Below are 19,612 nucleotides of genomic sequence, written 5' to 3'. Positions count from 1 at the left end.
ATGGGGTGAATTTATTGCAAATAGAAAACGGGGTCAATATTAAATTATATCTATATGTGTGAATTTAAAATATATTCTGTGAATCAATGAAGGCTATTATACCGTCAGTGTCGCCTGCTTTCTGTGCATAAATATTGTAATAAAGTATTTTTTCTCTGGTGAAAAGATAAATTGAAGAAATGAAAACCAGGTAATATATTTTAAAGACTTCTTTAATCTTGATGACAGAAGGCGAAATTAACCTCCGTAATACAGGTTTATATAAATGCTCATTGTATTTTATGTCAATGAAATGTGATCCCACTTCCCTTATTCCGAAAATAAGACGCCTGACCGGCAGAGAAAATCCGCTTGCTGACAAACAAGACAAAAAGAGGGCGTTATGGGGGCTATTCCGCCTATTGACTGCGGCGTGTTCTGGCATGATCGATGCAACGTAATGGCAGCAGGCGTATGCAGTGGCAGAAGAGAGCGACGACGACAAAACAGAAGCCCCCACACCCCACCGACTTGAAAAAGCGCGGGAGGAAGGGCAAGTCCCCCGATCGAAGGAGTTGACCTCACTGCTGATTTTGCTGGTGGGCGTTTGCATTATCTGGATCGGCGGTGAGTCGCTGGCGCGTCGCCTGGCGGGGATGTTGTCGGCTGGGCTGCGTTTCGATCACAGCATGGTGAACGACCCCAATTTGATCCTCGGGCAGATTATTTTGCTGATTAAAGAGGCGATGATTGCGTTGCTGCCGCTCATCACCGGCGTTGTGCTGGTCGCGCTGATCTCGCCGGTCATGCTCGGCGGCCTGATTTTCAGCGGTAAATCACTGCAACCCAAATTTTCAAAACTGAATCCGCTATCGGGGATTAAACGCATGTTCTCCGCCCAGACCGGCGCGGAACTGCTGAAAGCAATCCTGAAATCGACGCTGGTGGGAAGCGTGGCGGGATTTTATCTCTGGCATCACTGGCCGGAGATGATGCGCCTGATGGCGGAATCTCCGGTTACGGCGATGGGCAACGCGCTTGATTTAGTCGGGCTGTGCGCGCTTCTGGTTGTACTGGGCGTGATTCCGATGGTGGCGTTTGACGTCGTCTTCCAGATCTTCAGCCACCTGAAGAAACTGCGGATGTCGCGTAAAGATATTCGCGATGAATTTAAAGAGAGTGAAGGCGATCCGCACATCAAAGGGAAAATTCGCCAGATGCAGCGTGCGGCTGCGCAGCGGCGCATGATGGAAGATGTGCCCAAAGCGGATGTCATCGTGACTAACCCGACGCATTACTCGGTTGCGTTGCAGTACGACGAAAACAAAATGAGTGCGCCAAAAGTGGTCGCCAAAGGCGCGGGACTGGTGGCGCTGCGCATTCGCGAAATCGGCGCGGAACATCGGGTGCCGACCTTAGAAGCGCCCCCGCTGGCGCGCGCCTTGTATCGGCATGCTGAAATTGGTCAGCAAATCCCCGGCCAGCTCTATGCCGCAGTGGCAGAAGTGCTGGCATGGGTATGGCAGCTCAAACGCTGGCGTCTTGCCGGTGGACAACGTCCTCCACAACCTGAAAATCTTCCTGTGCCTGAAGCACTGGATTTTATGAACGAGAAGAATACTGATGGCTAATCTGGTCGCGATGCTGCGCCTGCCCAGCAACCTGAAATCCACGCAATGGCAAATTCTTGCCGGGCCGATCCTCATCCTGCTGATTTTGTCGATGATGGTGCTGCCGCTGCCCGCCTTCATCCTCGACCTGCTGTTCACCTTTAATATCGCGCTGTCGATCATGGTGCTGTTGGTGGCGATGTTCACCCAGCGCACGCTGGAATTTGCCGCATTCCCGACAATATTGCTTTTCACCACGCTGTTGCGCCTGGCGCTGAACGTGGCGTCAACCCGTATTATCCTGATGGAAGGGCATACCGGCGCAGCGGCGGCGGGGAAGGTGGTCGAGGCGTTTGGTCACTTCCTGGTCGGCGGCAACTTTGCGATCGGTATCGTGGTGTTCGTCATTCTCGTCATCATCAACTTTATGGTTATCACCAAGGGCGCCGGGCGTATCGCGGAAGTGGGCGCGCGTTTCGTGCTGGACGGGATGCCCGGTAAACAGATGGCGATCGACGCTGACCTGAACGCTGGTCTGATTGGCGAAGATGAAGCGAAAAAACGTCGTGCTGAAGTGACGCAGGAAGCGGATTTCTACGGGTCAATGGACGGTGCGAGTAAGTTTGTGCGCGGGGATGCCATCGCCGGTATCTTAATCATGGTCATTAACATCGTGGGCGGCCTGCTGGTGGGGGTTCTGCAACACGGGATGGACATGGGGCACGCGGCGGAAAGTTACACCCTGCTGACGATCGGCGACGGCCTGGTGGCGCAAATCCCGGCGCTGGTGATCTCTACGGCGGCGGGCGTTATCGTCACCCGCGTAAGCACCGACCAGGATGTGGGCGAACAGATGGTGGGGCAACTGTTCAGCAACCCGAGCGTGATGCTGCTCAGCGCATCGGTTCTCGGCCTGCTTGGCCTGGTGCCGGGGATGCCAAACCTGGTGTTCCTGATGTTTACGGCGGCGCTATTGGGCCTTGCCTGGTGGCTGCGCGGGCGTGAACAAAAACCACCGGCAGAGCCGCAGGCCGTCAAGATGCCGGAAAATAATTCGGTGGTTGAAGCCACCTGGAACGATGTACAGCTTGAAGATTCGCTGGGCATGGAGGTGGGCTACCGCCTGATCCCGATGGTGGATTTCCAGCAGGACGGCGAACTGCTCGGGCGAATCCGCAGTATTCGTAAAAAGTTTGCCCAGGATATGGGCTTCCTGCCGCCGGTGGTACACATTCGCGACAATATGGACTTACAGCCAGCGCGCTATCGCATTCTGATGAAAGGGGTAGAAATTGGCAGCGGCGACGCCTATCCGGGGCGCTGGCTGGCGATTAACCCTGGCACGGCGGCGGGAACGCTGCCGGGCGAACAGACTGTCGATCCCGCTTTTGGCCTGGACGCCATCTGGATCGAAAGCGCGCTGAAAGAGCAGGCGCAGATTCAGGGCTTCACCGTGGTGGAAGCCAGCACCGTCGTGGCGACGCATCTTAACCACTTGATTGGTCAGTTTGCCGCAGAGTTGTTTGGTCGCCAGGAAGCGCAGCAACTGCTGGATCGCGTATCACAAGAGATGCCAAAGCTGACGGAAGATTTGGTGCCTGGCGTTGTAACGCTCACGACCCTGCATAAAGTGTTGCAGAACCTGCTGGATGAAAAAGTGCCGATCCGTGATATGCGCACGATTCTGGAAACGCTGGCGGAACATGCGCCGTTGCAGAGCGATCCGCATGAATTAACCGCCGTGGTGCGTGTGGCGCTGGGCAGGGCGATTACGCAGCAGTGGTTCCCGGGCAATGACGAAGTGCAGGTGATTGGGCTGGATACTCCGCTGGAGCGCCTGCTGTTGCAGGCGTTACAGGGCGGTGGCGGCCTTGAACCGGGGCTGGCCGATCGCTTGCTGGCGCAAACCCAGGAGGCGCTGTCCCGTCAGGAAATGCTGGGCGCGCCGCCGGTTCTGCTGGTGAACCACGCGCTACGCCCGCTGCTGTCGCGCTTTTTACGCCGGAGTTTGCCGCAACTGGTGGTGTTGTCGAACATGGAGCTTTCTGATAATCGCAACATCCGTATGACGGCGACAATTGGAGGGAAATAATGCGTAAATTACTCGGTTTATTGTTATTTCCGCTGGCGGTACAGGCCGCCGGAGAAGGGGCGTGGCAGGCCAGCAGTATCGGCATTACCCTGAACCATCGTGGGGTGTCGGCGTCGTCTGCTCCATTGTCGTCAGGCCAGCCGGTGTCCGGTTTAATGACGCTGGTCGCCTGGCGCTATGAACTGAATGGCCCGACGCCGGCGGGGCTTCGGGCGCGTTTGTGTTCACAGTCCCGTTGCGTGGAGCTGGACGGACAGAGCGGAACCACCCACGGGTTCGCGAATGTGCCTGCCGCTGAACCGTTGCGCTTCGTGTGGGAGGTGCCGGGCGGCGGGCGACTGATTCCCGCATTAAAAGTGCAGCGTAATCAGGTGATTGTAAACTATCGTTAACTCCCCGCGCCAACAGCAGCCAGCAGACAACGTGCTGGCTGCCTCACAATTTTGACCCCATCTTTTGATTCAATAGAAACGCTGTTTTATAAATCGGTGACGCGCGTTGCCAGACTCTTTGTATTTTTGCCATCTCGTCTGATGGCGTGGCAAAAATGAAAAGGTTTCACTTCCCGTTAGCTTTTACTGTGGCCGTGTAAAAACTCCCTTTGGCGAAGCCAATATGCCGGGGGTCTCCCAACAATTTGCAGGGTTAACGGCATGAAAACACGTAAAATTGGATTGGCGAATTATTTAGCCTATGGTTCGGGCGATTTTCTGGGCGCAGGAACCACTGCATTAACCGCCGCATGGTTACTCTATTTCTATACGACCTTCTGTGGCCTTACGCCGATTGAGGCGACATTCATTTTCGCTGCCGCGAGGGTTCTGGATGCGGTCGTCAGCCCGCTGATGGGCTTTCTGACCGATAACTTCGGTTCGACCTGGTTCGGCAGACGCTTTGGCCGTCGTAAATTCTTTATTCTGCTTGGTATTCCATGCGTCTTTAGCTACTCGCTCATGTGGGTTGGCGATATGGGATTCTGGTACTACCTGCTGACTTATCTGCTGTTCGACATTGTCTACACCATGATTCTTGTCCCTTACGAGACGCTGGTGCCGGAAATGACCGATGACTTCAAACAGAAGACCCGGTTCTCCGGGGCGCGTATCTCAATGGCGCAGATGTCTGCGATTCTGGCCTCGTTCCTGCCGGGTATCCTGCTGACTGCCTTTGGTAAAGACAACCCCATTTCTTTTTTCTATGCCAGCCTGGTGTTCTCGGTGCTGTGCGCGCTGATGCTGACTTTTGTGTGGTTCTTTACCTGGGAGCGCCCGCGCGAAGAGTGGACGGAGGCGGCGCTGCGCGCGGAAGAAGAGAAGAAAAGCCTGACGTTCAGCCAGAGTATGAGCCGTTTGTTTGTTGAGCTGAGCTCGACGCTGCGCATCAAGATTTTCCGCCAGCATCTGGGGATGTATCTTGGGGGATATATCGCACAGGACGTCTTTAACGCCGTCTTTACCTGGTATGTTGTTTTTGTCCTGATGCAGGAAGCCTCACTGGCGTCGAATCTGCTCGGTACGATGGCTATCTTCCAGTTCATTGCGGTGATTGCCATGATCCCGCTGTGCATTCGCTTCGGGCCTGCGCCGTCATACCGGATGGTCGTGGTGCTCTTTGGTCTGAGTTCTCTCTCTTATGCCGTTCTTTATTATGTGGGCTTAAGCGATGTTTATTCGCTGCTGCTGCTGATCTCAGCGCTGGCGGGGCTTGGTCGCGGCGGGATCAACTATGTGCCGTGGAATACCTACACCTATATTGCCGATGTTGATGAGGTGATTACCGGTCAACGGCGGGAAGGGATCTTCGCGGGCATCATGACGCTGACCCGTAAAGCCTCTCAGGCCGGGGCCGTCATGCTGGTCGGGATTGTGATGCAGATGTCTGGTTTTGTCTCAGGGCAGAGCATACAGCCTGAAGCGGTCAGTCATACCATTCTGCTGATTCTGAGCTGCGGCACGCTGTCCGTGCTGGCCTTTGGTTTTCTGGTTTCTTTGCGTTTCAAACTGAATTTGCAAACGCACGGCACCCTGCGTGAAGAGACCGCCAAAATGCGTGAGTCGGGCCGGGTGATGCCGGAAGCCATCACGCCGCAGGCGCGTGCGACCGTCGAGATGCTCTCCGGTATGCCGTATGAATCACTGTGGGGTAACAACAATATTGGTTATCTGAACCGTAATAAACCTGCGGCGCCTTCGCTTCAACAGGGCGCTGCGCTGAATTCGACATTGAACAGAGGTTAAGGATATGAAAGTTTGGCCCGTCAAACACAGCCCATTATTACGTCAGCCGGAGCGATTTATCTCCCGGGAAGCGCTGCAAGCCTTGATTCAGACGGTGACGAACAATCTGGTCAATATCAGGGATGAGAGCGGACAATTTCTGCTGCGCCTGGACGATGGCCGGGTGATTGATACCAAAGGCTGGGCAGGATGGGAGTGGACGCATGGCGTCGGTCTGTACGGTATGCATCAGTATTATCAACAGACCGGTGATGAGAAAATGCGCGACATTATCGATAACTGGTTTGCCGAGCGTTTCGCCGAAGGCGCGACCACCAAAAACGTTAACACGATGGCGCCGTTTTTGACGCTGGCGTATCGCTATGAAGAGACGCGTAATCCGGCGTATCTGCCCTGGCTTGAGTCCTGGGCGGAGTGGGCGATGAATGAGATGCCGCGCACCGATCATGGCGGTATGCAGCACATGACGCTGGCGGAAGAAAACCATCAGCAGATGTGGGATGACACGCTGATGATGACGGTGATGCCGCTGGCGAAGATTGGCAAACTGCTCAACCGCCCGGAGTATGTGGAAGAGGCGATTTATCAGTTCCTGCTGCACGTACAGAACCTGATGGATAAAGAGACCGGTCTGTGGTTTCACGGCTGGAGCTATGATGGTCATCATAACTTTGCCAGGGCTCGCTGGGCGCGGGGTAACAGTTGGCTTACCATCGTGATTCCAGATTTCCTGGAACTGGTCGATTTGCCGGAGAAGAACGCGGTTCGCCGCTATCTGATTCAGGTTCTGAACGCGCAGATCGTCGCGCTGGCAAATTGTCAGGATGAGAGTGGGCTATGGCATACCCTGCTGGACGATCCTGATTCCTATCTGGAGGCCTCGGCAACGGCGGGGTTCGCCTACGGCATTCTGAAAGCGGTGCGTAAACGCTATGTTGGGGCGGAATATGCGCAGACGGCTGAAAACGCGATTCGCGGTATCGTGAAACACATTTCGCCGGAAGGCGAGCTGCTGCAAACGTCCTTTGGCACGGGAATGGGGCACGATCTGGATTTCTATCGCGACATTCCGCTGACATCGATGCCGTACGGGCAGGCGATGGCGATACTGTGTCTGACAGAGTATTTGCGTAAGTATTTTTGAGAGGGACGCCCGATGGCGCTGCGCTTATCGGGCCTACGGTTCGACGCAGTTTGTAGGCCGGATAAGGCGTTTACGCCGCCATCCGGCATGTGCTGTTATTGCGGCGCAAAAAAGTGATCCATGATTTGCCGCATCACCGGCGCGGCGGTCACGCCGTCGCTGCCGCCGTTTTCCAGAATCAACGCCACCGCGACCTTCGGATTTTTATACGGCGCGAAAGCGGTGTAAAACACATGGTCGCGCAGACGGATGGGGATCATTTTCGCATTATAGGTCTGGTTTTCTTTCAGACTGAACACTTGCGAAGTGCCGCTTTTGGCTGCAATACCGTAGGGTGCGGTGTGGAAGAATTTATAACCGGTGCCGTTCGGCGCATTCGCCATACCAAACATCGCCTGTCGCACCAGCCCCCAATAAGGCGAGGCGGCATCGGCAATCTGCGTTTCCGTCTGAGGTGCCTGCCAGGGCATGACGGTCTTGCCGGACACTTCACTCTGAAGCAGGTGAGGGGCGATCACTTTCCCGTTGTTGATCAGCGCTACCATCGCTTTCACCATCTGGATCGGCGTGGCAATCCAGTACCCCTGGCCGATACCGACTGAAATCGTATCCCCCTGATACCAGGCTTTTTTATGTACTCTCTCTTTCCACTCGCGGCTGGGCAGCAGGCCGTTATATTCTTCATCCAGATCGATACCGGTGGGTTTGCCGTAACCAAATTGACCGAGCATGGTGTTAATGCGATCGATCCCCATCATCCAGGCAACCTGATAGAAAAAGGTGTCGGCGGATTCTTCAATCGCTTTGGTGACATCCAGCATACCGTGGCCGGTTTTTTTCCAGTCGCGGTAATGGCGTTGCGTGCCGGGGAGCGTCCAGGTCGGCGCACCGAAGAAGGTGGTTTGCGGCGTGATAACGCCGTTTAACAGCGCAGACATCGCGATATAAGGTTTCACCGTGGAGGCGGGCGGGTACAGCCCCTGGGTGACGCGGTTAATCAACGGCAGATCTTTATCATGCAGTAACCTGCCGTAATCCTGATGGCTGATGCCCTTCACAAACGGGTTTGGGTCATAGCTGGGCGTGGAGACCATCGCCAGTACTGAACCGTCGTGGGGATCTTCGACCAGCACTGCCGCGCGCTGACCGGCAAGCAGGCTTTCTATATATTCCTGTAGATGTAAATCCAGCGTCAGGTGGATGTCTTTGCCGGCAACGGGCGGGACATTTTTTAACAGGCGCACGATGCGTCCGTGGTTATCCACTTCGACCTCCCGGTAGCCCGTTTTGCCGTGTAGATCATTTTCGTAATAGCGTTCAATGCCCTGCTTACCGATGTTGTGAGCGGCGGCATAGTTCTCAGCCAGACCTTTTTCATCCAGCGCTTTCAGGTCGCTGTCGTTAATCTTCGACACGTAACCGAGCACATGCGCCAGCTCCGCGCCGTAGGGGTACTGACGGTCTTCATAACTGTTGATCGTCACGCCGTTGAAATGGAACTGGTTAACGGAAAAGCGGGCAATTTCGACGTCCGACAGCGCGTTTTTCAATACCACCGGGCGATAGCGGCTGCCTGATTTCAACGCATGGTGAAAGGCCGCAATATCATCAGGCGTGAGATCCACGAGAGGGGTAAGCTGACGTAACAGCGCGTCCATGTCGGCAATTTTGTATGGGGTGACGGAAATATCATACCAGGTGATATTACGCACCAGCGGAATACCGTTGCGATCGTAGATGATGCCGCGCGTCGGGGCGACGGGCAGCATTTTGATGTCATTTTCGTTTGAACGGGTTGTGTAATACTGATGCTGACGGATTTGTAAATCGTAGAGATTGACAATCAGGACGCCAAAGCAGACAACCACCAGGCCAAAGGCCACTATCACGCGTCTCAGAAAGAGTTTTTCTTCCGCAGCAAAATCTTTAAACGTCATTGTCCACACCCGATAAATTCGCCGCCTAATAATACGGAGGCGTCACTGGCATGACAGACAAAAGATGTTCCATCTCTCTACGGAAATGTGTCATTCCTTGTGAGTCGTTACAAATTACAGTTAACGTAGCCGTTTCTCGTAGGCTGGATAAGGCGTTTACGCCGCCATCCGGCAAGGTGCGCCTTACCGCCTGATGGCGCTTCGCTTATCAGGCCTACGAGGGCGGTTATTCGGGAAAATAAAAAACCCGCGACATAGCGCGGGTTTTCACATCACCCGATGTGATTACATCCGTTCTACGGTCTCAATACCCAGCGTATCCAGACCCAGTTTCAGCGTTTTCGCGGTCAGTTGCGCCAGTTTCAGACGGCTGTTACGAACCTCTTCGTTTTCCGCGCTGAGGATCGGGCAGTGCTCGTAGAAGCCAGAGAACAAACCGGCAACGTCATACAGGTAGGCGCACATCACATGCGGCGTACCTTCACGCGCGACCACGGTCAGCGTTTCTTCGAACTGCAACAGGCGCGCAGCCAGCTGGGCTTCGCGATCTTCACGGATAACGACCGGCGCGCTGGACAGGGCGCTCTCGTCAATCTCCGCTTTACGGAACACGGACAGCACGCGGGTATAGGCATACTGCATATATGGCGCGGTGTTGCCTTCGAACGCCAGCATGTTGTCCCAGTCGAAGATGTAGTCAGTAGTGCGGTTTTTGGAGAGATCCGCATATTTCACCGCGCCGATACCAACCGCGTTAGCCAGTTTTTCCAACTCGTCGGCAGGCATATCCGGGTTCTTCTCGGCCACCAGACGGCGTGCGCGTTCCAGCGCTTCATCCAGCAGATCGGCCAGCTTCACCGTACCGCCCGCGCGGGTTTTGAACGGCTTGCCGTCTTTACCGAGCATCATGCCGAACATATGGTGTTCCAGCGGCACGGAATCCGGCACGTAACCGGCTTTGCGTACGATGGTCCATGCCTGCATCAGGTGCTGATGCTGGCGGGAGTCGATGTAGTACAGCACGCGATCCGCATGCAGCGTTTCATAGCGGTATTTCGCGCAGGCGATGTCGGTGGTGGTGTAGAGATAGCCGCCATCTTTCTTCTGAATGATCACGCCCATCGGTTCGCCTTCCTTGTTTTTATATTCATCAAGGAAAACAACGGTTGCGCCTTCGCTTTCAACCGCCAGCCCCTGAGCTTTCAGGTCGGCGACGATGCCAGGCAGCATCGGGTTATACAGGCTTTCACCCATCACATCGTCACGGGTTAACGTAACGTTCAGTCGGTTGTAGGTGATCTGGTTCTGCGTCATGGTGATGTCAACCAGCTTGCGCCACATGTCGAGGAAGTACGGGTCGCCGCCCTGTAGTTTCACCACGTAGTTACGTGCGCGCTCGGCGAACGCTTCGTCTTCATCGTAATGTTTTTTCGCATCACGGTAGAAACCTTCGAGGTCGGCCAGCGCCATTTCACCTGCGTTTTCCTGCTGCTGTTTTTCCAGCCAGGCGATAAGCATACCGAACTGTGTTCCCCAGTCGCCGACGTGGTTAGCGCGGATAACGTGATGGCCGAGGAACTCCAGCGTGCGCACGGCGGCATCGCCGATGATGGTGGAGCGCAGGTGGCCGACATGCATCTCTTTCGCGACGTTAGGCGCGGAGTAGTCGATAACCACGGTCTGTTTCGCAGGCTTAGCCACGCCCAGACGCTCAGAAGCCAGCGCCTGTTGAACATGTTCTGCAAGAAATGCCGGGTCGAGGAAAATATTGATAAAGCCAGGACCTGCGATTTCAACCTTGCTGGCGATGCCGCTGAGATCCAGATGAGTCAGCACCTGCTCTGCAAGTTGTCGCGGCGCCATACCCAGTTTTTTAGCAACTGCCATCATGCCGTTGGCCTGATAGTCGCCGAACTGTACTTTTGCTGACTGACGAACCTGCGGTTCGCAATTTGCAGGCGCGCCTGCTGCAATCATGGCCTGACTAACTTTTTCTGAGAGAAGAGCCTGAATATTCACCGGAATACCTTACGTGTAAGACGCGGATTAACTGAGTCCGCGCCAGTTTAAGAATTTAGGGCGGGAGTATACTGCAAATGCCCGTTGGCGTCAGCATTGCGCGCGCGCCGTATCGCTGGAAATATGCGCAATAAAATTATGCATAAGCATTCATTTTATATTCAAAGAAATCAGCGGTTGGTTGGCGATGCACAACAGAGTAAATTAGCGACTTTGTACACCGATAAGAGTTTTGATTATGGCGAACTGGCAGACTATTGACGAACTGCATGATATTTCCGCAGATTTACCGCGATTCACTCTGGCGTTCAGAGAACTTTCCACTCGCCTCGGTCTGGATTTCGCACCGCTTGAAGCCGATCACATTTCTTTGCGCTGCCACCAGAATGCGACCGCTGAGCGCTGGCGTCGCGGATTTGAACAGTGCGGCGCGCTGCTGTCGGAAAATATCATCAACGGCAGGCCGATCTGCCTGTTCAAATTACATGAGCCTGTTTGCGTCGAACACTGGCGGTTTTCGATTGTTGAATTGCCGTGGCCGGGTGAAAAACGCTACCCGCATGAAGGCTGGGAACATATCGAAATTGTCCTCCCTGGCGAGCCGGAGAGCCTGAACGCGCGGGCGCTGGCGCTGTTGTCCGACGAGGGGCTGAGCCAGCCGGGCATTGTCGTGAAAACCAGTTCGCCGAAAGGGGCGCGCGAGCGTCTGCCGAATCCGACGCTGGCCGTGACCGACGGCAAGGTGACCATTAAATTTCATCCCTGGTCAATTGAGGCCATTGTGGCAAGCGAACAGTCAGCCGACTGACGTGACGCGCGAAAACGCTAAAAAGGAGTGAACATGGCGTTACTGGAGATCTGTTGTTACAGCATGGAATGTGCGCTCACCGCGCAGCAAAATGGCGCGGATCGCATTGAATTGTGCGCGGCGCCAAAAGAGGGGGGACTGACGCCGTCGTTGGGCGTGCTGCGCACGGTTCGCCAGCATGTTGCGATTGCGGTGCATCCCATTATTCGTCCTCGCGGCGGCGACTTCTGTTATACCGATGGTGAATTTGCCGCAATGCTTGAGGATGTGCGTACCGTCAGAGAACTGGGATTTCCAGGTCTGGTTACTGGCGTGCTGGATGTCGATGGCAATGTGGATCTCGCGCGAATGGAGAAAATAATGGCCGCCGCCGGGCCGCTGGCCGTCACTTTTCATCGCGCGTTTGATATGTGCGCTAATCCATTCAATGCACTGAAGAATCTCGCGGATTTGGGTGTCGCCAGAGTGCTCACTTCAGGGCAAAAATCAGATGCGGTGCACGGTTTGCCAATAATTATGGAACTTATTGCGCAGGGCGATGCTCCAATCATTATGGCCGGAGCAGGGGTACGTTCAGAGAATCTGCAACGTTTCCTTGATGCCGGGGTGCAGGAAGTGCACAGCTCCGCAGGAGCGTGGCAAGCCTCACCAATGCGTTATCGCAATCATGGATTGTCCATGTCAACTGACGCACAAGCGGACGAGTATTCGCGCTATGCGGTAGACGGGGCGGCGGTTGCTGAAATGAAAGGAGTCATTGTGCGCCATCAGGCCAATTGATTTTTACCGTTGCATCATGTCGCCCAATATGATGCTTGCTCGTACCAGGCCCCTGCCATTTCAACAGGGGCCTTTTTTTGCGCTTTTTATGCCTGATGGCGGCTGTGCCTTATCAGGCCTACGGGATTTGTAGGCCCGGTAAGCGTAGTGCCACCGGGCAATCAATTACGGCTTGCGTGCAATCAGCACCGCGCGCAGCGGGGCAGGGTAACCTTCGACGGTTTTACTGTGGTCATTCGGATCGAGGAAATCAGCCAGCGACTCGGTGACCATCCATCCGGTGCGACGCTGCTCCTCGGTGGAGGTCACGCAGACATCGGCAATCCGCACATCGACAAAACCACATTTCTCCAGCCAGTTTTTCAGCGCCAGCGCGGAAGGGATAAAGTAGACGTTGCGCATCTGCGCATAGCGGTCGCCTGGCACCAGCACGGTGTTTTCATCGCCTTCCACCACCAGGGTTTCCAGCACCAGTTCGCCGTCTTTCACCAGTTGATCTTTCAGTTGCCAGAGATGTTCCAGCGGAGAACGACGGTGGTAAAGCACGCCCATTGAAAAGACGGTATCAAACGCATTCAGCGCCGGAAGCTGCTCGATGCCCAGCGGCAACAGATGCGCGCGCTGGTCGTTGCCCAACAATTTTCGTACCGCTTCAAACTGACACAGGAACAACTGCGTCGGGTCGATTCCCACGGCAAGATGCGCGCCCGCGCCAATCATGCGCCACATGTGATATCCGCTGCCGCAGCCGACATCCAGAATGGTGCGGCCGGTCAGATCGGACAGGTGCGGCAAAACGCGATCCCATTTCCAGTCGGAACGCCATTCGGTATCAATATTGATGCCATACAGAGAGAACGGGCCTTTACGCCACGGCATCAGGTTTCGCAGCAGGGTGTCGATACGCTTAAGCTGGCCTTCGCTCAACGGCGTTTCGCTTTCGGCAGTGACGCTGTGCAATAAATCCAGACGGTACGGCGTTAATTCCGGCAGGAACTCCACCGCGTTCGACCACTGCTTAAACAGACCATGCTGATCGCGCTGCCAGGTCGCGATTTGCGCAGGCAGGGTTTCCAGCCAGTGAGAAAGCGGGCTTTTGGCAATCAGCTGATAAAAGTTACCGAACTCGATCATGCGGGCACCCCGGACTTCAGCGCCACCAGCGAACCAAAGTTGAAGCACTGGAACCACAGTTCGCTATGCTCGAAACCAGCCTGATGCAGACGCGCTTTGTGGGTTTCAACCGAGTCGGTCAGCATGACGTTTTCCAGCATACTGCGCTTCTGGCTGATCTCCAGTTCGCTGTAGCCGTTGGCGCGTTTAAAGTCATGGTGCATATTGAACAGCAATTCGCCAACCGTTGTGTCTTCAAAGCTGAACTTTTCCGACAGCACCAGCGCGCCGCCCGGATTCAGACCCTGATAAATCTTATCCAGCAAGGCCTGGCGCTCAAGCGGCTCAAGGAATTGCAGGGTAAAATTCAGCACCACCATTGAGGCGTTCTCGATGCTGATGTCGCGAATATCGCCTTCCACAATCTCAACCGGGGTCGGGGCTTTGTAAGCGTCGATATGACGGCGGCAGCGTTCAATCATCGCCGGGGAGTTGTCGACGGCGATGATTTTACAGTTGGCATGATGAATATTACGACGCACCGAGAGCGTCGCAGCGCCCAGTGAACAGCCTAAATCGTAGACCTGCGTATTGGGTTGTACGAAGCGTTCGGCCAGCATGCCAATCATGGAGATGATATTGGAATAGCCGGGAACAGAGCGCTGGATCATATCCGGGAAGACTTCAGCTACCCGTTCATCAAAGGTCCAGTCGCCCAGACTGGCGATAGGCGCAGAAAAAAGCGTGTCGCGGTGAGACATAACGTAAAAATCCGGGAAAAATAAAGTGGCGTATTGTGCGCTAATGCAAGGAGAAAACCAACTCCCAGGGCATATACCAAAGATTCGCCAGCACCATCAGCAACAAGGCGCACCAGGTCGCACTCATCCCGGAACGCCGCCAGCGAAACAGACGGTGGTGGAAACCGTAATAATGCATCAGCCGACCAGCGATTAAAATAATCCCGCAGATATGCACCATCCATGTTTCGGCGCCGTTCATTTCCATAAACAGCAGCAGCGCGACAGCGATAGGAATATATTCCACCGCATTACCGTGAATGCGGATGGCGCTTTGCAGTTCGCTAAAACCGCCGTCACCGTAGGCAACGCGATACAGCATCCGTAGTCGGACAACATCAAAAGAGAACTTCATCAACAACAACGCACCTAATACGGTATATAGCGCGCTTACCATACAAACTCCCTTTAAAATGCCTGATGGCACTGTCTATGATAGGTGGCAATTTCAGAAAAGAGAAGATTGCTGTGGAATAGACGGTGCGGTTCCAATGCCGGGCAAGGCTGCGCGTAAATCTTCCCATAATGTATTCACTAACTCGGGAGCCTGCGCGATATCTGGCGTGTGTAGAAAAAGATACGGCGTAGAGGTCGTTTCCCACCGCGGGAGTTTCGCCAGCCAGTCGGCAAAAAATGTCTGATTTTGCACCATATTGTCGCTGCCGATGAACCTGATCAACGGATGCTTCGCAGTCACGATGGCATGGACCGGCACTTTAGGTTTTTTGCGTTGCGCTTCGCGAATGGCCTGGTTATGAGGATGCGCGGCGTGTACCGGGCGGCTGTCGAGGATCACCCGATTCACCCCGCGTTCAACCAGGCCGCGATTGAGCTGTTGTTCTTCCTCGCCTTTGGCGAAAAACACGGGATGGCGCACTTCGACGCCATAGGTGAATGCCTTTGGCAACGCGTCAAGAAAGCGCCAGAGCGCAGGGAGGTCGCGCGGTGAAAACGTCGCGGGAAGTTGCAGCCAGTACTGACCAATTCTTGCCTCCAGCGGCGACATGCGGGTAAAAAATTCCTGCACAAGATCGTCGCAGTTACGCAGCGCGGCCTGATGCGAAATCGTTGCGGGGAACTTAAAGCAGAAGCGAAAATCATCCGTTGTTTGCGCATGCCAGCGTTCGACAATTTCTGCTTTCGGCAGCGCATACAGGGTGGTGTTGCCCTCCACACAGTTAAAGTGGCGGGCATACTCTTCAAGACTGGTGATACCCAGACGCACCCATTTAGGATGCGACCATTGCGGTAATCCGATGTAGATCATAACGCGTTAAGGATCTCCTCCACGCTGCGCACTCTGGCGATACGCGGAAAAATATGTGTCATGCTGCTTTGATGCTGTTCCGTGCTGGCGGCGCTACAGGCATCTTCGGCGATCACCAGACCAAAACCCAGCTCCCAGGCGTTACGCGCGGTGGATTCTACGCCGATATTGGTGGAGATGCCGCACAGCACGATGGTGTCGACTCCCCGGCGGCGTAATTGTAACTCAAGATCGGTGCCATAGAACGCGCCCCATTGACGCTTGGTGACTTCCAGGTCACTGTCGCCTTTACCGAGCGCCGCCGGATAACGCCACCAGTTTTCCGGCAGCGCGTTGGCTGGCGTCCGGGCATCGACGGGTTGCTTTAACGCGTCGGCATAATCGTCGGACCAGCCGACGCGAACCATCACCACCGGCGAGCCGTTTGCCCTAAATTTTGCGGCCAGTTTCGCTGCGCGGGCGACAACATCGCTTGCCGCATGGGGGCCGCCAGCGAAAGGTAAGATCCCTTCCTGTAAATCAATAACGACCAGGGCAGTGGTTGCGGCGTTCAGTTCCAGCATGATGACTCCTGTAAAATAGATGATTCCGCTACACCTTAAGCGCGTTCCCGAAGGAAAGTGACGACAAATATTGTTAATTTTTGTGAGAATACGCAATAACCGCGTAGCAAACACGCGTACAGTCAGTATCGGACTTATCGTGCGGCAGAATTTCCAGTATAATAGCCGCCTTTTTTCATTCAGTTGTGACATTCAGCTAAAGCTGCGACAACGTCGCCTGTAAAGCAGGCAACAATCCGCCAGCGGCTAAGTTAAGGGATATCTCATGCGTACAGAATATTGCGGACAGCTACATCTGTCCCACGTGGGGCAGCAGGTGACTCTGTGTGGTTGGGTCAACCGTCGTCGTGATCTTGGTAGCCTGATCTTTATCGATATGCGCGACCGCGAAGGTATCGTACAGGTCTTCTTTGATCCGGATCGTGCGGATGCGTTAAAGCTGGCTTCTGAACTGCGTAATGAGTTCTGTATCCAGGTGACCGGCACCGTGCGTGCGCGTGACGAGAAAAACGTCAACGCCGACATGGCGACGGGCGAAATCGAAGTGCTGGCGTCCGATTTGACGATCATCAACCGTGCAGATTCTCTGCCGCTTGACTCTAATCACGTCAATACCGAAGAAGCGCGTCTGAAATACCGTTATCTGGATCTGCGTCGCCCGGAAATGGCTCAACGCCTGAAAACCCGTGCCAAAATCACCAGCCTGGTGCGTCGTTTTATGGACGACCACGGCTTCCTCGACATCGAAACCCCGATGTTGACCAAAGCGACGCCGGAAGGCGCGCGTGACTACCTGGTGCCTTCGCGCGTCCATAAAGGTAAATTCTACGCGCTGCCGCAGTCTCCGCAGTTGTTCAAACAGCTGCTGATGATGTCCGGTTTTGACCGTTACTATCAGATCGTAAAATGCTTCCGTGATGAAGATTTACGTGCTGACCGTCAGCCTGAATTTACCCAGATCGACGTCGAGACCTCCTTCATGACCGCGCCGCAGGTGCGTGAAGTGATGGAAGCGCTGGTACGCCATCTGTGGCAGGAAGTGAAAGGCGTGGATCTGGGCGACTTCCCGATCATGACCTTCGCCGAAGCCGAGCGCCGTTACGGTTCCGATAAACCGGACCTGCGTAACCCGATGGAGCTGGTGGACGTTGCCGACCTGCTGAAATCTGTAGAATTCGCCGTCTTTGCCGGCCCGGCTAACGATCCGAAAGGTCGCGTAGCGGCCCTGCGCGTGCCGGGTGGCGCAAGCTTAAGCCGTAAGCAGATCGACGACTACGGCAATTTCATTAAGATCTACGGCGCGAAAGGGCTGGCTTATATTAAAGTCACCGAACGCGCGAAAGGTCTGGAAGGCATCAACAGCCCGGTGGCGAAGTTCCTGAATGCGGAAATCGTGGAAGCGATTCTGGATCGTACCGCTGCGCAAGACGGCGATATGATTTTCTTCGGCGCCGACAACAAAAAAGTGGTTGCCGATGCGCTGGGCGCGCTGCGTCTGAAAGTGGGTAAAGATCTGAACCTGACCGACGAAGCCAAATGGGCGCCGCTGTGGGTTATCGACTTCCCGATGTTTGAAGATGACGGCGAAGGCGGCCTGACGGCGATGCACCATCCGTTCACCTCACCGAAAGACCTGACCGCCGCCGAGCTGAAAGCTGCGCCGGAAAACGCGGTTGCTAACGCCTACGATATGGTGATCAACGGTTATGAAGTCGGTGGTGGTTCCGTGCGTATCCACAGTGGCGACATGCAGCAGACCGTGTTTGGTATTCTGGGTATTAATGAACAGGAACAGCGCGAGAAATTCGGCTTCCTGCTGGATGCGCTGAAATACGGTACGCCGCCGCATGCGGGTCTGGCGTTTGGTCTGGACCGTCTGACTATGCTGCTGACCGGCACCGACAATATCCGTGACGTTATCGCCTTCCCGAAAACGACTGCCGCTGCCTGTCTGATGACCGAAGCGCCAAGTTTCGCGAACCCGGCAGCGCTGGCTGAGCTGGGTATTGATGTCGTTAAGAAGGCCGAGAATAACTGATATGGCATACAAACAGCCTGTCTCGGTGTTAGTCGTGATTTATGCAAAGGACACCGGGAGAGTGCTGATGTTACAGCGACGCGACGATCCTGATTTCTGGCAGTCGGTTACCGGCAGTCTGGAAGAGGGCGAAACCGCGTCGCAAGCCGCTATGCGCGAAGTAAAGGAAGAGGTCACAATAGATGTTGCAGCAGAGCAACTGACCTTAATTGACTGTCAGCGCACGGTGGAATTTGAGATTTTTTCACATTTACGTCATCGCTACGCGCCGGGAATTGAGCGTAATACTGAATCCTGGTTTTGCCTGGCTCTTCCCTCTGAACGAGAGATCGTGTTCACCGAACATCTGACCTATCGTTGGGTTAATGCGGACGAAGCCGCGCAGTTAACCAAGTCGTGGAGTAACCGGCAGGCGATTGAAGAGTTTGTAATTAACGTCGCCTGAGAAGGCGCGCTTTTTGGAGATATTATTTATGGCAGGTCATAGTAAATGGGCCAACACCAGACACCGTAAAGCAGCGCAAGATGCTAAACGCGGTAAAATTTTCACCAAAATCATTCGTGAGCTGGTGACGGCGGCCAAACTGGGCGGCGGCGACCCGGACGCTAACCCGCGTCTGCGTGCGGCAGTCGATAAAGCGCTGTCGAACAACATGACCCGCGATACGCTGAATCGTGCGATTGCGCGCGGCGTCGGCGGCGATGATGATGCGAACATGGAAACCATCATCTATGAAGGTTACGGTCCTGGCGGCACGGCTGTGATGGTTGAGTGCCTGTCTGACAACCGTAACCGTACCGTTGCGGAAGTGCGTCACGCTTTCAGCAAATGCGGCGGCAACCTGGGTACTGACGGTTCCGTGGCTTACCTGTTCAGCAAAAAAGGGGTGATCTCCTTCGAACAGGGCGACGAAGACACCATCATGGAAGCCGCGCTGGAAGCCGGTGCGGAAGACGTTGTGACCTTTGATGACGGTGCGATTGACGTCTACACCGCATGGGAAGAGATGGGCAAAGTGCGCGACGCGCTGGAAGCTGCGGGTCTGAAAGCGGACAACGCTGAAGTGTCCATGATCCCGTCCACCAAAGCGGATATGGATGCGGAAACCGCGCCGAAACTGATGCGTCTGATCGATATGCTGGAAGACTGCGACGACGTGCAGGAAGTTTACCATAACGGTGAGATCTCTGATGAGGTTGCGGCTACGTTATAATGACGTGGTTT

Annotated in this window: 17 protein-coding genes; 10 read left to right on the top strand and 7 right to left on the bottom strand. The window is 54.8% G+C overall.

Going from position 1 to position 19,612, the window contains the following annotated elements:
- The first annotated feature begins 458 nt into the window (after positions 1-458).
- The 5 genes from flhB (at position 459) to bglB (ending at position 7,062) form a co-directional block, all read left to right on the top strand.
- Positions 459-1,610, top strand: coding sequence for a flagellar biosynthesis protein FlhB (flhB, locus tag OGX75_RS06355; RefSeq protein WP_012131975.1), 1,152 nt, complete (start codon positions 459-461; stop codon positions 1,608-1,610).
- Positions 1,603-3,681 (top strand): flagellar biosynthesis protein FlhA, encoded by a 2,079-nt coding sequence (flhA, locus tag OGX75_RS06350; RefSeq protein ID WP_012131976.1) that lies wholly within the window; start codon positions 1,603-1,605, stop codon positions 3,679-3,681. The genes flhB and flhA overlap by 8 nt, the downstream gene beginning before the upstream one ends.
- Positions 3,681-4,073, top strand: coding sequence for a flagellar protein FlhE (gene flhE, locus OGX75_RS06345; protein ID WP_012131977.1), 393 nt, complete (start codon positions 3,681-3,683; stop codon positions 4,071-4,073). Before flhA ends, flhE begins: the two co-directional genes overlap by 1 nt.
- Positions 4,074-4,334: 261 nt before the next feature.
- Entirely contained in the window at positions 4,335-5,918 is a 1,584-nt protein-coding gene (locus tag OGX75_RS06340; protein ID WP_219936943.1) for an MFS transporter, read from the top strand.
- 4 nt (positions 5,919-5,922) lie between these two features.
- On the top strand, positions 5,923-7,062 hold the full coding sequence (gene bglB, locus OGX75_RS06335; RefSeq protein ID WP_286451254.1) for a beta-galactosidase BglB: 1,140 nt from the start codon (positions 5,923-5,925) through the stop codon (positions 7,060-7,062).
- Positions 7,063-7,157: 95 nt separating this feature from the next.
- On the opposite strand, the gene mrdA2 is transcribed toward bglB, so the two are convergent.
- Positions 7,158-8,999, bottom strand: coding sequence for a peptidoglycan DD-transpeptidase MrdA2 (mrdA2, locus tag OGX75_RS06330; protein ID WP_286451255.1), 1,842 nt, complete (start codon positions 8,997-8,999; stop codon positions 7,158-7,160).
- Positions 9,000-9,284: 285 nt separating this feature from the next.
- On the bottom strand, positions 9,285-11,018 hold the full coding sequence (gene argS, locus OGX75_RS06325; protein WP_114847789.1) for an arginine--tRNA ligase: 1,734 nt from the start codon (positions 11,016-11,018) through the stop codon (positions 9,285-9,287).
- A gap of 238 nt (positions 11,019-11,256) precedes the next feature.
- Here argS and OGX75_RS06320 point away from each other — a divergent pair, with 238 nt between their 5' ends.
- Positions 11,257-11,826, top strand: coding sequence for a VOC family protein (locus tag OGX75_RS06320; protein ID WP_071258724.1), 570 nt, complete (start codon positions 11,257-11,259; stop codon positions 11,824-11,826).
- A 33-nt stretch (positions 11,827-11,859) separates the two neighbouring features.
- Positions 11,860-12,606 (top strand): copper homeostasis protein CutC, encoded by a 747-nt coding sequence (gene cutC, locus OGX75_RS06315; RefSeq protein WP_012131985.1) that lies wholly within the window; start codon positions 11,860-11,862, stop codon positions 12,604-12,606.
- Between the two features lie 165 nt (positions 12,607-12,771).
- On the opposite strand, the gene cmoB is transcribed toward cutC, so the two are convergent.
- From cmoB to OGX75_RS06290, 5 genes are read right to left on the bottom strand one after another with little or no spacing between them, the layout of a single operon-like run.
- Positions 12,772-13,740, bottom strand: coding sequence for a tRNA 5-methoxyuridine(34)/uridine 5-oxyacetic acid(34) synthase CmoB (gene cmoB / locus OGX75_RS06310; protein ID WP_049010369.1), 969 nt, complete (start codon positions 13,738-13,740; stop codon positions 12,772-12,774).
- Entirely contained in the window at positions 13,737-14,480 is a 744-nt protein-coding gene (gene cmoA, locus OGX75_RS06305) for a carboxy-S-adenosyl-L-methionine synthase CmoA (protein WP_049010371.1), read from the bottom strand. Before cmoA ends, cmoB begins: the two co-directional genes overlap by 4 nt.
- Before the next feature lie 40 nt (positions 14,481-14,520).
- Positions 14,521-14,916 carry an MAPEG family protein gene (locus OGX75_RS06300; protein ID WP_012131989.1) on the bottom strand — a complete coding sequence of 132 codons (396 nt, stop codon included), beginning with the start codon at positions 14,914-14,916 and terminating at the stop codon, positions 14,521-14,523.
- A 51-nt stretch (positions 14,917-14,967) separates the two neighbouring features.
- A complete protein-coding gene (locus tag OGX75_RS06295) occupies positions 14,968-15,786 on the bottom strand; it encodes a DUF72 domain-containing protein (RefSeq protein WP_114847790.1) in 819 nt (272 codons plus the stop codon).
- Positions 15,783-16,349: a hydrolase gene (locus OGX75_RS06290; protein ID WP_114847791.1), complete on the bottom strand. Its 567-nt coding sequence runs from the start codon at positions 16,347-16,349 to the stop codon at positions 15,783-15,785. The genes OGX75_RS06295 and OGX75_RS06290 overlap by 4 nt, the downstream gene beginning before the upstream one ends.
- Positions 16,350-16,614: 265 nt before the next feature.
- On the opposite strand from OGX75_RS06290, the gene aspS reads away from it, so the two are divergent.
- The 3 genes from aspS to OGX75_RS06275 are packed head-to-tail and all read left to right on the top strand — an operon-like array spanning position 16,615 to position 19,601.
- Positions 16,615-18,387, top strand: coding sequence for an aspartate--tRNA ligase (gene aspS, locus OGX75_RS06285; protein ID WP_114847792.1), 1,773 nt, complete (start codon positions 16,615-16,617; stop codon positions 18,385-18,387).
- A 1-nt stretch (position 18,388) separates the two neighbouring features.
- Positions 18,389-18,832, top strand: coding sequence for a dihydroneopterin triphosphate diphosphatase (gene nudB / locus OGX75_RS06280; RefSeq protein ID WP_012131993.1), 444 nt, complete (start codon positions 18,389-18,391; stop codon positions 18,830-18,832).
- A gap of 28 nt (positions 18,833-18,860) precedes the next feature.
- Positions 18,861-19,601 (top strand): YebC/PmpR family DNA-binding transcriptional regulator, encoded by a 741-nt coding sequence (locus OGX75_RS06275; RefSeq protein ID WP_012131994.1) that lies wholly within the window; start codon positions 18,861-18,863, stop codon positions 19,599-19,601.
- Positions 19,602-19,612: the final 11 nt, after the last annotated feature.

The organism is Citrobacter sp. CK199, from assembly GCF_030333285.1.
GTDB classification, from domain to species: Bacteria; Pseudomonadota; Gammaproteobacteria; order Enterobacterales; family Enterobacteriaceae; genus Citrobacter_B; species Citrobacter_B koseri.
The sequence above is the reverse complement of the archived record's forward strand: the minus strand, read 5'-3'. Positions and strand labels throughout refer to the sequence as shown.

What these genes read in the sequence shown, in the direction of transcription:
- flhA (WP_012131976.1), top strand. Translation starts at nt 1,603, where the DNA reads ATGGCTAATCTGGTCGCGATGCTGCGCCTGCCCAGCAACCTGAAATCC.
- flhE (WP_012131977.1), top strand. Translation starts at nt 3,681, where the DNA reads ATGCGTAAATTACTCGGTTTATTGTTATTTCCGCTGGCGGTACAGGCC.
- OGX75_RS06340 (WP_219936943.1), top strand. Translation starts at nt 4,335, where the DNA reads ATGAAAACACGTAAAATTGGATTGGCGAATTATTTAGCCTATGGTTCG.
- bglB (WP_286451254.1), top strand. Translation starts at nt 5,923, where the DNA reads ATGAAAGTTTGGCCCGTCAAACACAGCCCATTATTACGTCAGCCGGAG.
- mrdA2 (WP_286451255.1), bottom strand. Translation starts at nt 8,999, where the DNA reads ATGACGTTTAAAGATTTTGCTGCGGAAGAAAAACTCTTTCTGAGACGC.
- OGX75_RS06320 (WP_071258724.1), top strand. Translation starts at nt 11,257, where the DNA reads ATGGCGAACTGGCAGACTATTGACGAACTGCATGATATTTCCGCAGAT.
- cutC (WP_012131985.1), top strand. Translation starts at nt 11,860, where the DNA reads ATGGCGTTACTGGAGATCTGTTGTTACAGCATGGAATGTGCGCTCACC.
- cmoB (WP_049010369.1), bottom strand. Translation starts at nt 13,740, where the DNA reads ATGATCGAGTTCGGTAACTTTTATCAGCTGATTGCCAAAAGCCCGCTT.
- cmoA (WP_049010371.1), bottom strand. Translation starts at nt 14,480, where the DNA reads ATGTCTCACCGCGACACGCTTTTTTCTGCGCCTATCGCCAGTCTGGGC.
- OGX75_RS06300 (WP_012131989.1), bottom strand. Translation starts at nt 14,916, where the DNA reads ATGGTAAGCGCGCTATATACCGTATTAGGTGCGTTGTTGTTGATGAAG.
- OGX75_RS06295 (WP_114847790.1), bottom strand. Translation starts at nt 15,786, where the DNA reads ATGATCTACATCGGATTACCGCAATGGTCGCATCCTAAATGGGTGCGT.
- OGX75_RS06290 (WP_114847791.1), bottom strand. Translation starts at nt 16,349, where the DNA reads ATGCTGGAACTGAACGCCGCAACCACTGCCCTGGTCGTTATTGATTTA.
- aspS (WP_114847792.1), top strand. Translation starts at nt 16,615, where the DNA reads ATGCGTACAGAATATTGCGGACAGCTACATCTGTCCCACGTGGGGCAG.
- nudB (WP_012131993.1), top strand. Translation starts at nt 18,389, where the DNA reads ATGGCATACAAACAGCCTGTCTCGGTGTTAGTCGTGATTTATGCAAAG.
- OGX75_RS06275 (WP_012131994.1), top strand. Translation starts at nt 18,861, where the DNA reads ATGGCAGGTCATAGTAAATGGGCCAACACCAGACACCGTAAAGCAGCG.